10 protein-coding genes are annotated in these 11609 nt (G+C 60.8%); 4 read left to right on the forward strand and 6 right to left on the reverse strand.

Annotated features, from left to right (window positions below):
- Position 1 precedes the first annotated feature (1 nt).
- The 6 genes from BLW55_RS07525 to BLW55_RS07550 all read right to left on the reverse strand — a co-directional run bounded on the left by BLW55_RS07525 (position 2) and on the right by BLW55_RS07550 (position 7036).
- Entirely contained in the window at positions 2 to 259 is a 258-nt protein-coding gene (locus BLW55_RS07525; RefSeq protein ID WP_090327922.1) for a hypothetical protein, read from the reverse strand.
- A 121-nt stretch (positions 260 to 380) separates the two neighbouring features.
- Positions 381 to 1283, reverse strand: a complete 903-nt coding sequence (locus BLW55_RS07530; protein ID WP_244509013.1) for a LysR family transcriptional regulator — start codon at positions 1281 to 1283, stop codon at positions 381 to 383.
- A gap of 586 nt (positions 1284 to 1869) precedes the next feature.
- Positions 1870 to 4116, reverse strand: coding sequence for a heavy metal translocating P-type ATPase (locus BLW55_RS07535; protein WP_090327926.1), 2247 nt, complete (start codon positions 4114 to 4116; stop codon positions 1870 to 1872).
- Positions 4117 to 4200: 84 nt separating this feature from the next.
- Entirely contained in the window at positions 4201 to 5361 is a 1161-nt protein-coding gene (gene nagA, locus BLW55_RS07540; protein ID WP_090327929.1) for an N-acetylglucosamine-6-phosphate deacetylase, read from the reverse strand.
- A 26-nt stretch (positions 5362 to 5387) separates the two neighbouring features.
- The gene (locus BLW55_RS07545; protein WP_025030448.1) at positions 5388 to 6146 is read right to left on the reverse strand and encodes a GntR family transcriptional regulator; all 759 of its coding nucleotides are present in this window, start codon (positions 6144 to 6146) and stop codon (positions 5388 to 5390) included.
- Positions 6143 to 7036: a glucosamine kinase nucleotide-binding domain-containing protein gene (locus BLW55_RS07550; protein WP_090327931.1), complete on the reverse strand. Its 894-nt coding sequence runs from the start codon at positions 7034 to 7036 to the stop codon at positions 6143 to 6145. Before BLW55_RS07550 ends, BLW55_RS07545 begins: the two co-directional genes overlap by 4 nt.
- A gap of 402 nt (positions 7037 to 7438) precedes the next feature.
- Here BLW55_RS07550 and BLW55_RS07555 point away from each other — a divergent pair, with 402 nt between their 5' ends.
- The 4 genes from BLW55_RS07555 to BLW55_RS07570 all read left to right on the forward strand — a co-directional run bounded on the left by BLW55_RS07555 (position 7439) and on the right by BLW55_RS07570 (position 11604).
- On the forward strand, positions 7439 to 8695 hold the full coding sequence (locus BLW55_RS07555; RefSeq protein WP_007008885.1) for an ABC transporter substrate-binding protein: 1257 nt from the start codon (positions 7439 to 7441) through the stop codon (positions 8693 to 8695).
- Positions 8696 to 8763: 68 nt separating this feature from the next.
- Positions 8764 to 9687 (forward strand): carbohydrate ABC transporter permease, encoded by a 924-nt coding sequence (locus tag BLW55_RS07560; RefSeq protein ID WP_090329922.1) that lies wholly within the window; start codon positions 8764 to 8766, stop codon positions 9685 to 9687.
- A gap of 16 nt (positions 9688 to 9703) precedes the next feature.
- Entirely contained in the window at positions 9704 to 10543 is an 840-nt protein-coding gene (locus BLW55_RS07565; RefSeq protein WP_090327933.1) for a carbohydrate ABC transporter permease, read from the forward strand.
- A complete protein-coding gene (locus BLW55_RS07570) occupies positions 10540 to 11604 on the forward strand; it encodes a Gfo/Idh/MocA family protein (RefSeq protein ID WP_090327935.1) in 1065 nt (354 codons plus the stop codon). The genes BLW55_RS07565 and BLW55_RS07570 overlap by 4 nt, the downstream gene beginning before the upstream one ends.
- Positions 11605 to 11609: the final 5 nt, after the last annotated feature.

Here is an 11609-nt window from a genome sequence, read left to right on the forward strand (position 1 = left end):
GTCATGCCGCACTCCTTGATGATCCGGTTGGATGATCGGGAGATTTTTCGATGGTCTGGCGCATGCGGCGCGCAAGGCGGGCTTCAAGCCGCGCTTCAAGAACGCGCGCAAGCACGTCGCGTGCCCCCGGGGCCGCATGCCCTTTCGACATTGCGAAAAGTGAATCAACGATGGAAACCTCATCCTGTGGCGACAGGAGAGCCTCGATTTGCGCATCAGTCTGCGCGTCCGAACGGGCGTTGTGAATCGATCTGCTCATGGTCTGGAATCTTGCGCGCCGAACCTGACGGCAAAGCGGCGGCTGGGTGAAATTTTGACGACAGTTTCTAGGCATAACCGCGCCGCGCAGCGAGCTGCGCGGCGTCAGGTCTGAGCGGGGTTTATTGACGGGCCAGGCTATGCCCCTGATAGGCAGCCGGCGGCGGCGTGAGACGATGAAGCTCGCCCTGCAGAAGCTCGAAAATATCCATCGCCAGCCGCAGGTTGAAACGCTTGTCGTCAAAGAACATGCCGTAGCGGATATCGAGACCGCCAGGGATGATCTCGCCGCAGTCTTCCAGCGAAGAGGAGTTGCCGTCAAAGACGAAGCCAGGCAGCGGGGACGCGGCCACACCGCTGACCACGAGTTTCATGGCGCTGGTGATGTCGTCCACTTCGCCAATCACCTCGTAGGCCACATTCCGCTGGCGCAGCCAATCTCGAGCCACGATCCCGAGCGGAGACTGCGGATTGGCAAGAACCACGGGGATTGTGGCCGAGTTGCGCTTGATCAGATCGCTCAGCTCGCGTGACCCTATCCACCGCATGGAGTAGTCGCAGACCAGATCAGGCCCCATTTCATTGGGGTAAAGCGCCCGGAACGCTGCATCCACCTGCCCAAGGTCGTACATCTCCTCAAGCCGTCTGGAATCCGAGATGCGCCAGCTTACGGTCTCCTTGATCTTGCCCAGACGCCCAAGACCGCCCAGAAGAAGCGGAGCCGTATAGGTGCATATCCCCACTTTGAGCTTGGAGACGTTTTTTTCGTAGCCGACCGTGCGAAGACGGCGTTCAAGGTCGAGCATCTGCCGTATCAGCCCCGAGATCTCTTCCTTGACGATAATCCGGTTGCCGAGTTTCTTGATGAGTGGCGTCCCGATTGCCCGCTCCAGACGCCCCAGATGCATGCTGACTGCCGGCTGGCTGATGCCCAGCTTCTGCGCCGCGCCAGTCAGGCTGCGTGTGTCGATGACCGCTTCTGCGGCCCGCAAAGTTGCAAATGAAAGTCCATCCTGTTTGTGCATGCCCATATGCTCTACGCCTCGCTTGATAAGAGGTGGAAATCTGACCCGAAGGACGCCGCCGCGAAGGCGGCACGCAACACTTTTGAAAGACGGCAATAACCGTCTGCCCGCACAACGCGCTTCATTCGCGCCGTGCGGCTCTGCGGCACTTTCGGCACCGCCATGCATCAGCCGCGCAGAACGCTGCCAATGCGACACCAACTCATCGCTTCCGAAGCCTTAATGGCGTCGGATCGCGATCTCTGCGGCGCTAAACACCTGTCCGCTGAAACACACGCTCCCCCACAACCCTCACGCCCCCTCTGATCCATACAATGCATGAACGATAGCGGATTCTGATTACATATACAACCTATAGTAGATTATGTGGATATCTTCTCAATTTACACGCACAAGATCGCGTGGGATTTAAAAACTATCCATATTTTTCAGTATGATAAGATAAAAATTCGCCAATGCTCGAGCAGATCGGAAATGCTGCCTTTCCGATACAATCAGCGTATCTATATACGTATACAACCATGTAAAACGCCGACCCGAAGGGCCGGCGTCCATGTGCTCAGAGGGTGTAACCGTATCGCGCGGGTCAGCGTTCCGGGCGAAAACCGAGAAGTCGCAGCGCGTTCAGCGTCACAAGCACCGTAGCGCCAGTATCGGCGAGGATGGCGATCCACAACCCCGTGATGCCGAGCACCGTTGTGACCAGGAACACGGCCTTTAGACCGAGGGCGATCGTGATGTTCTGGCGGATGTTGGCCATCGTCGCCCGCGCCAGACGCAGCAGCCCCGCGACATCACCCACACGATTGCGCAACAGCGCCCCGTCTGCCGACTCAAGCGCCACGTCAGTGCCCGACCCCATGGCCACTCCCACATCGGCCGTGGCCAGCGCCGGTGCATCGTTGATCCCATCGCCGATCATCATCACCGTATGCCCGGCAGTCAGTTCACGAATGGCAGACACTTTGTCGTCAGGCAGAAGTTCGGCACGGTATTCCATCGACAGGCTCCCTGCGATGGCTTCGGCTGTACGGGCATTGTCTCCGGTGAGCATCACCGAGCGCACGCCGAGTTCCCTGAGATCATGCATTGCAGCAGCGGCATCCTCGCGGGGCTCGTCCCGCAGGGCGATCACGCCGGAAAGCGCATTAGCCCGGAAGACAGCCGCAACAGTCTTGCCCTCTGCCTCGAGCGCTTCAATGCGCGCTTTCGCATCCGGGGTCATCGCTCCCCGCTCTTCGGCATACCGTGGCGAGCCGACAAATACGATCTCCCCGCCAAGCTGCGCCTCCACGCCCCGGCCGGGGATGGCGCGCGCGTCACGCCCCGCCTCGAAAGCTATGCCCTGCCCTTCGGCATGGGCGAGCACCGCCTCCGCCAAGGGATGACTTGAACCGGCTTCGACACCGGTAGCCAGCGCCAGCACCGCCTTCTCATCCCCTTCAGGCGACCACACATCCGTGACCACGGGGCGGCCGACCGTGAGCGTGCCGGTCTTGTCGAACGTCACCAGGTTGACCCGCGCGGCGGCCTCGATCACCGCACCGCCTTTCAACAGCAGTCCGCGACGCGCCCCCGCTGAGAGGGAGGAAGCGATGGAAGCCGGCACGGAGATCACCAGCGCACACGGACACCCGATCAAGAGCAGCGCCAGCGCGCGGTATACCCAGACATCCCAGGCCGCACCTGCAGCCAGCGGCGGCACGATTGCAACCAGAATGGCGAGGGCCACGATTGCCGGCATATAATAGCGGCTGAACCGGTCGATGAAGCGCTCGGTGGGTGCACGCGCCTCCTGCGCCTCTTCGACAAGGCGGATGATGCGCGCGATGGTGTTGTCTTCGGGCGCACGCGTTACACGCACCTTGATCGCCGCGTCGGTGCTGATCGATCCGGCAAAGACCTCGTCGCCTTCACCCTTCGTTTTTGGCACGGATTCGCCCGTCACCGGAGCCTCATCAATACCGGCCATCCCGTCGACGATCGCGCCGTCAGCGGGTATCCGGTCGCCCGGCCGCACAACGACGATCTGTCCGATGGCGAGTTCCGACGCCTGCACCTTCCGGGTCTTGCCGTTTTCCTCGAGCAGCGCCGTCTTGGGAACAAGGTCCCCCAGCGCCCGGATACCCGCCCGCGCACGGTTTGCCGCCACACCCTCCAGAAGTTCGCCGACGGCAAAGAGAAAGACCACCAGCGCGGCTTCCTCGGCCGCACCGATAAAGAGCGCGCCGGCCGCCGCCACCGTCATCAGCATTTCGATTGTAAAGGGCATGCCGGCACGCAGAGCGGCAAAAGCCCGGCGTGCGACCGGCGCGACGCCGATCAGGCAGGCCGCCACAAATGCCCACATACCCAGCTCACCCGGCAGCGCGAACTCTGCGCCCCATGCAGCCGCCAGCAAAAGGCCGGTGAAGATGACGAGACGTCCCTTTCCGGTCCGGTACCAGCTCTTGCCACCATCGTCCGCACCATGAACGTGACCGGCTGCACCGTGTCCCGGATCGGACGGTCTGGGTTCCCGATCCTGCCGGCTCCCATGACCGCCACAGCACGCGCCGGCGGTGGGGTCGTCGCTGTCGAGCGCGCCGGGGTTCTGCCGCGTGGAAACCGTATAGCCGAGCCTCTCGACCGTCCGCTCAACCTTTCCGCGTTCGGTCCTGCCCTCATCGAGCGCCAGCGCCAGCGTTTCGGACATAACCGAAACCCTCACGTCGCTCACACCGGGCAGGCGCTCAAGCGCTGTCCGGATCTTGCTCGCGCAACTTGCGCAATCCATGCCGCCCACGGTCCAGGAATGGGTGTTTGCGGCGCGATCATCCTGTTTCAAGGACACGATGATTCTCCTTGCAGTCTATCAACGACCGCAAGATAGGACCTCTAGTCACTAGAGCTTCAAGAGGGAAAGTGATGTTTTTGGTTAGAGGGAGGAATACACCGCATCGCCGCCAATCCACGTCGAAACGACCCCCAGATCGTCATCGAGCACGACAAAGTCGGCGTCCATGCCCGCCTCCAGACGCCCCTTGGCGTGATCCAGCCCGATGGCCTGTGCAGGATAGAGGCTCACCATGCGAAAAGCTTCGTCCAGTGACAGGCCGACGTTACGGTAGAGATAAGACACGGTGGAGATCATATCGATATCCGCACCGGCCAGAGTTCCATCCTCCAGCGTCAGGCGCCCGTTCTCCCGCTTGATGGTCCGCCCGTTCAACTCGAACGACTTTATGTCCGTTCCGATGGTCGACATGGCATCCGTCACGGCAAAAATGCGCGCCGGGCCGTTCTTGGCCCGCAATGCAACGCCAATGGCCACCGGATCGACATGAACACCGTCGGCAATAATACCCACCCAGAGCTGTCCGCTTTCTAGCGCCGCCCCCACGACACCCGGTTCACGATGTCCCAGCGGGCTCATCGCATTAAAAAGGTGCGTAACAAGCGACGCACCTGCCTGCGCATAGGCGAGCGCGGTACGGCAGGTCGTGTTCGTGTGACCAAGGCTGACCTTCACCCCACCATCAACGAGCGCCCGCACCTGATCGACCGTCACGTTTTCCGGGGCAAGCGTCACCATCAACGCCGGGAGACCGTCACGCGCCTCAATCAGGGCAGCAAGGTCGGCGTCCTCCATCGGCCGGATCAGTGCCGGATCGTGTGCGCCCTTGCGCTCGATGGAAAGATGCGGGCCCTCAAGATGCAGGCCGAGAAAGCCAGGCATTCCCGCACGCGCAGCTTCCTGCCCGGCGGCAACCGAAGTCTCAGTCGACCCGCGCGTGTCGGTAATAAGAGTGGGCAAAAGACCGGTGGTGCCGAACATCGCGTGCGCCCGGCACATTCTCTCAAGACCCTCGACGCCACAGTCACCGTCGAACATCACACCGCCGCCGCCATTCACCTGAAGGTCTATGAAGCCCGGCACGATCATGGCCCCGCCCGCTTCGCGCACCGGAAGATCGCGAGCCATTTTTCCGCGCACTTCGAGCCCGGCGATCTTTCCGTTCTCAACAGTCAATACATGGTCGTCCAGCCAGGTCTGACCGTCAAAAATACGCGCGCCGGCGAGGGCAAAAGAAGACATGGTGCGTTCCGGTGTTTGAGAGTCTGTCAGCGTTCGGGAATTTTCAGTTCGGCAACGAAATCATAGGCATCACCGCGATAGACCGAGCGGGTGAATTCGATCACCCGCCCATTGGGCAGATAGGAAACACGTTCGATATAGAGAGCAGCCTCCCCGGTGGCGACCTTGAGGAGCGAAGCTTCACGCTCGTCCACATTGCGGGCCGAGATGCGCTGCGTGGCACGGCAGGGCCGGGCCGAACGCCTGTCGAGGGCATCGTAGAGAGAATCCGTCACCGAGGCCGGATCGGGCAGGAAGCTGCCGATGATTGAAGCCCGCTCGATGGCCATGGGCACGTCGTCAGCAATGCGCAGGCGCTCAAGCCTCGAAACCGTATCCCCCACCGAAAGGCCCAGCACCATCATCTCGTCCGGTGACGGGGCAGCGACAATGCGCTCCAGCCATTCCGAACGCGACGTGAGACCCCGTCGGGCCATATCCTCGGTGAACGAGGTCAGAAGTGACAGCGATTGCTCAACGCGCGAAACCGAAGGCGCCACGAACGTTCCCGAACCGTGACGGCGGATAAGCCGCCCCTGCTTTACAAGATCGTCCACCGCACGGCGCACGGTGACACGGCTTAGTTCTGTCAGTTCGGCAATGTCGCGCTCAGTCGGAAGGGCCTCCCCTTCACCCAGAACACCACCGGCAATTGCGTCTTCCAGCAGACGACGCAAGCGCAGATAGAGCGGCCCCGACCCCATGGCCGCGACCCGATCTGCGGTAAAGAGGCCCGGTGCGGTCATCGTCGCTCCTCCCCCGCCATTTCATGCGCAAACGCGCGCAGCGCAAGCTGAACTGCGCCTGAAAGGGCATCTCCCTGCGGCTCTTTAAGAATCGCCCGGTGTCGCGGCGCAAGCCGCCTAGCATATTCCTGCGCCAGCCCACCAAGAAGGCAAAGCCTGTCACACCCCCTAAAAACCACAGCATCCAGCGCCATGGTGATGTCGCGCACGGCATCGAGCAGGATGTCCCTGGCGAGGAGATCGCCCTTGCTGTCGTGTTCGAAGATCAACGGCGCGAAGGCACCATAGTCGGCGGGTCGTGCGCTCTGCTGGGCAAATTCCACCATCGCCTCGGGATCATCGTCAAACCGCGCCATGACCGCACGGCTTAACGGCGTGTGCTCACGGATACCGTCATGGGCGAGCAGGGTCTGCTGCAGCAATGTCCGGCCAATTACGGCGCCGCTCGCCTGATCGCCAATGGCAAATCCCCAGCCACCCACATTGCGCAGCGCACCGTTTGAACGCGACACATACACCGAGCCGGTGCCGAGTATGGCCATCACGCCATCCTCGTCGCCCAGCGCACCCTGAAGAGCGATCAGACCGTCATGAACGAACCGGGTATCTGCGAAGGGGAGTGCTTTTGCGAGTTCCTGCTGGCGCTCGCCAACATTGATCCCCGCAAGGCCGAGAAAGGCAGGAATCTCCGACAACCTGTCGACATCAACTCCCGCATCCTTCAGGGCTTCGCCAGCGGCTGCAACAATGTTTTTGCCGATTGCATCCGATGTGGTGAAGATGTTGGCGGAGCCGCGCTTGCCGCGCCCGACAACCCGGCCGTGACGGTCAGCCAACGCTGCCCTGCAACTGGTTCCTCCACCATCTATGGCTATGACGTATTCGCTCATGATTACTCCTCCAATGAATAATACCAAAAAGATACCTCCAGGAAACAACAAAAAATCATAAGCCCCAGAAATCAGCATAACTATCTGATTAAAAATCATAATTAGCGCAGATTTCAGAAGCCCGCCCCGAAAGTGACGAAATCAGGCTGGACAAATGGTATCTTTTTGGCCTTTAATTTCCGCATTGGAGGAGGCAGAGGGGTCCGGGGAGCCGCGCGTACAAGGGACACGAAAGAACGTTCCCAGCCGCGCAGGGCAATCCGGAAACGCTGACAACGCTTCGTGGGGCTCACGAAACACACCGAATTACCTCCATGGGAAATTCAGCAGCGCCCCGGGGCGCGCTCCAGGCTTGCGCGTCAGGCCACGGAGACACCTCCCGGGCACAACAGGGAGAAGATCATGATGAAATCCACCAGACTGGCATTGCTTGCCGCGACCATGCTGGGTGCAACCGGTATGGCGATGGCACAGGATGCCGAACTCACCATCGAAAGCTGGCGCAATGACGACCTGACGATCTGGCAGGAAAAGCTCATCCCGGCCTTCGAGGCCAAGCACCCCGGCATCAAGGTGACCTTCGCGCCAAGCGCTCCGACCGAGTACAATGCTGTTCTCAACTCCAAACTCGATGCAGGCACGGCCGGCGACCTCATCACCTGCCGCCCGTTCGACGCCTCGCTCAGCCTTTATGAAAAGGGCCATCTGACGGATCTCAAGGATCTCGAGAACATGTCGAACTTCTCCGACGTGGCAAAGGCCGCGTGGAGCACGGACGACGGTTCTGCGACGTTCTGCGTGCCCATGGCATCCGTGATCCACGGCTTCATCTACAATGCCGACGCCTTCGAAGAGCTCGGCATCGAGCCGCCGAAGACCAACGAGGAATTCTACGCGGTCCTCGAAAAGATCAAGGAAGACGGCACCTACATTCCCATGGCGATGGGCGCCAAGGACCAGTGGGAAGCCGCCACAATGGGCTACACCAATATCGGCCCGAACTACTGGAAAGGCGAAGAAGGCCGTCTGGCGCTGATCAGCGGTGAGCAGAAGCTCACGGACGAGCAGTGGGTCAAGCCGCTCGGCGAGATCGCCAAATGGGCTCCGTATCTGGGCGATGGCTTTGAGGCACAGGCCTATCCCGACAGCCAGAACCTTTTCACGCTTGGCCGCGCCGCGATCTTCCCGGCCGGCTCCTGGGAAATCGCCATCTTCAACGACCAGGCGGACTTCAAGCTTGGCGCGTTCCCCCCGCCGGTGCAGAATGCAGGCGACGAATGCTACATTTCCGATCACACGGATATCGGCATCGGCATGAACGCCAAGACGGAGAATGCGGAAGCTGCCCGCACCTTCCTGAACTGGGTCGGCTCGGCCGAATTCGCTTCACTCTACGCCAACTCGCTGCCGGGTTTCTTCTCGCTTTCCAGCGAGACCGTCGAGATGGAAGACCCGCTTGCCAGGGAGTTCGTCTCCTGGCGTGAAAACTGCAAATCGACCATCCGTCCCGCGCACCAGATCCTCTCGCGTGGCACGCCGAACCTCTGGAACGAGATGTGGAATGTCTCGGCCAATGTCCTGCGCGGCGCACAGGCGCCAGAAGACGGTGCAAAGCAGCTTCAGGACGGTCTGGCCGGCTGGTACGAGCCCCAGCAGTAAATCCTGATCCCTGAACAGGAAGCCGGGTCCGCCCCATGCGCGGGCCCGGCACCATAGAGAGACGCTCCATGGCCCAAGCGACAAAGAAGCCCCGACGCTGGCATATTGCCGTGTTTCTGGCGCCCGCCGTGCTGATCTATACGGCGATCATGATCATTCCGCTTTTCAGCACGCTCCAGCTCGCCCTCTATAGCGAGGTGGAGAACAGCCAGGTCTTTGTCGGCCTTCAGAATTTCCGGGCCCTGTTCGGCGATCCGCAATGGTCGGACCAGTTCTGGAACGCGCTTAAGAACAACACCTGGTTCTTCATCGTGCACATGATCGTGCAGAACCCGATCGGCATCCTTCTGGCTGCGCTGCTTTCAAGCCCGCGCTTACGCATGCGCTCCTTCTATCGCACGGCCATCTTCATCCCGACGATCCTTTCCTTCGTGATTGCAGGCTTTGCCTGGAAGCTGATCTTGAGTCCGCTTTGGGGCGTGGCGCCCAACCTGCTTGATCTCGTTGGCTTAAAAAGCCTGTTCCAGCCGTGGCTTGGCAAGGAAGCCTATGCATTGACGACGCTGGCGCTCATCTCGGTCTGGCAGTTCGTCGGCATTCCGATGATGCTGATCTATGCTGCGCTTCTTTCCATTCCCGACGAGCTTCTCGAAGCCGCCGAATGCGACGGCATCACCGGCATGTCGCAGTTCTGGAAGGTAAAGCTGCCACTGATCCTGCCCGCCATCGGCATTATCTCGATCCTCACCTTCGTCGGCAATTTCAACGCCTTCGACCTGATCTACGCCACGCAGGGCGCACTGGCGGGACCGGATTTCTCGACCGACATCCTGGGCACCTTCATGTTCCGCACCTTCTTCGGCTTCCAGCTTCAGCTCGGTGATCCGAATCTGGGCGCGGCCATCGCAACAGCCATGTTCGCCATCATCCTCATCGGCGTGTCGATCTACCTCTTCGGCATCCAGCGGCGGCTGCGCCGCTACCAGTTCTGAGCCGGAGGCAGAAACCATGAGCACAGCCAGACACTCCCCTGCCCGCTCCATCGCCGCCCATGCGGTGCTGGCCACCTACACGATCATCGCGCTCTTTCCGGTGTTCGTGATCGTCATCAATGCCTTCAAGTCGCGCAAGGCCATCTTCCGCACGCCGCTGGAGCTGCCCAATGCGGAAACCTTCAGCCTGGTCGGCTTCGAAACGGTTCTGAAACAGGGCGATTTCCTGCTCTACTTCCAGAACAGCTTCGTCGTCACCGTGGTATCGCTGTTCATGGTGCTGCTTTTCGGCGCCATGGCCGCCTTCGCGCTTGCCGAATACCGCTTCAAGGGCAATTCGCTGATGGGCCTTTACCTGGCGCTCGGCATCATGATCCCGATCCGGCTCGGCACCGTGGCGATCCTCCAGATGATGGCCGCTTCCGGCCTCGTCAACACGCTGACCTCGCTGATCCTCGTCTACACGGCACAGGGTCTGCCGCTGGCCATATTCATCCTGTCGGAGTTCATGCGGCAGGTCTCCGATGACCTGAAAAACGCCGGTCGCATCGACGGGCTCAGCGAATACCGCATCTTCTTCCGCCTCGTCCTGCCGCTTGTGCGCCCGGCCATGGCCACCGTTGCTGTCTTCACGATGATCCCGATCTGGAACGATCTGTGGTTCCCGCTGATCCTAGCGCCTGCCGAGGCGACAAAGACAATCACGCTCGGCGCACAGGTCTTCATCGGCCAGTTCGTCACCAACTGGAACGCGGTTCTGGCAGCCCTGTCGCTCGCCATCCTGCCGGTACTGATCCTCTATCTGATCTTCTCGCGCCAGCTGATCCGCGGCATCACCTCAGGAGCCGTGAAATGAGTGCGCAGGAAAAACCCGTGCGGGTTCTGGTAGCAGGCCTCGGCAATATGGGCATGAGCCACGCCCTCGCCTATCACGCCAATCCCGGCTTCGAGATTGTCGGCCTCGTCTCGCGCTCAAAGCCGGATCTGCCGGATGCGCTGAAAGACTATCCGCATTGCACGAGCTTCGAAGAGGCGTTGACCAAGACCAAACCGGACCTGGCCTCCATCAACACCTACTCCGACAGCCATGCGCCCTACGCCATCGCGGCGATGGAAGCCGGCGCCCACGTCTTCGTGGAAAAGCCGCTGGCGACCAATGTCGCCGATGCAAGGCGTGTGGTGGAGACGGCGAAAACGCACAATCGCAAGCTCGTGGTGGGCTACATCCTGCGCCACCACCCCTCCTGGGTGAAACTGATCGAGGAAGCGCGCGGGCTCGGCGGACCCTATGTGTTCCGGCTGAACCTGAACCAGCAGTCCTCCGGCCCAAGCTGGCACACGCACAAACAGCTCATGGAGACCACGCCGCCCATCGTCGATTGCGGTGTGCACTATGTGGACGTGATGTGCCAGATCACCGACGCGAAGCCGGTGAAAGTGCGCGGCATGGGCGTTCGGCTCTCAGACGAGATCGCTCCGGACATGTACAATTACGGGCATTTCCAGGTGATTTTCGAGGATGGCTCGGTCGGCTGGTATGAAGCCGGCTGGGGGCCGATGATGTCGGAGACCGCCTTCTTCGTGAAGGACATCGTGTCGCCGAAAGGCTGCGTCTCCATCGTCATGGACGAGGGCGCGAAATCCGACGACATCGACGCGCACACGCAGACCTCGCGCATCCGCATCCACAAGGCCGAAACCGACGCCGAGGGCCGCTTTGCAAAAGAGGACACGCTCCTCTCCATGGAAGGCGAGCCGGGACATCAGGAACTGTGCGATCGCGAACAGGCCTTCGTTCTCAAAGCCATCCGCGAAGACATCGATCTCACACGGCACATGAACGATGCCGTGCAATCCCTCAACATCTGCCTCGCCGCCGACGAAAGCGTGCGAAGCGGCAAGGAAATAGAACTGTAGGACGA

The sequence above is a fragment of the Nitratireductor aquibiodomus genome (genome assembly GCF_900105565.1).
Classification (GTDB): domain Bacteria; phylum Pseudomonadota; class Alphaproteobacteria; order Rhizobiales; family Rhizobiaceae; genus Nitratireductor; species Nitratireductor aquibiodomus.

Bases quoted from the DNA above. Each gene is read 5' to 3' on its own strand.
- BLW55_RS07525 (WP_090327922.1), bottom strand. From the start codon at position 259: ATGAGCAGATCGATTCACAACGCCCGTTCGGACGCGCAGACTGATGCG.
- BLW55_RS07530 (WP_244509013.1), bottom strand. From the start codon at position 1,283: ATGCACAAACAGGATGGACTTTCATTTGCAACTTTGCGGGCCGCAGAA.
- nagA (WP_090327929.1), bottom strand. From the start codon at position 5,361: ATGTCTTCTTTTGCCCTCGCCGGCGCGCGTATTTTTGACGGTCAGACC.
- BLW55_RS07545 (WP_025030448.1), bottom strand. From the start codon at position 6,146: ATGACCGCACCGGGCCTCTTTACCGCAGATCGGGTCGCGGCCATGGGG.
- BLW55_RS07550 (WP_090327931.1), bottom strand. From the start codon at position 7,036: ATGAGCGAATACGTCATAGCCATAGATGGTGGAGGAACCAGTTGCAGG.
- BLW55_RS07555 (WP_007008885.1), top strand. From the start codon at position 7,439: ATGATGAAATCCACCAGACTGGCATTGCTTGCCGCGACCATGCTGGGT.
- BLW55_RS07560 (WP_090329922.1), top strand. From the start codon at position 8,764: ATGGCCCAAGCGACAAAGAAGCCCCGACGCTGGCATATTGCCGTGTTT.
- BLW55_RS07565 (WP_090327933.1), top strand. From the start codon at position 9,704: ATGAGCACAGCCAGACACTCCCCTGCCCGCTCCATCGCCGCCCATGCG.
- BLW55_RS07570 (WP_090327935.1), top strand. From the start codon at position 10,540: ATGAGTGCGCAGGAAAAACCCGTGCGGGTTCTGGTAGCAGGCCTCGGC.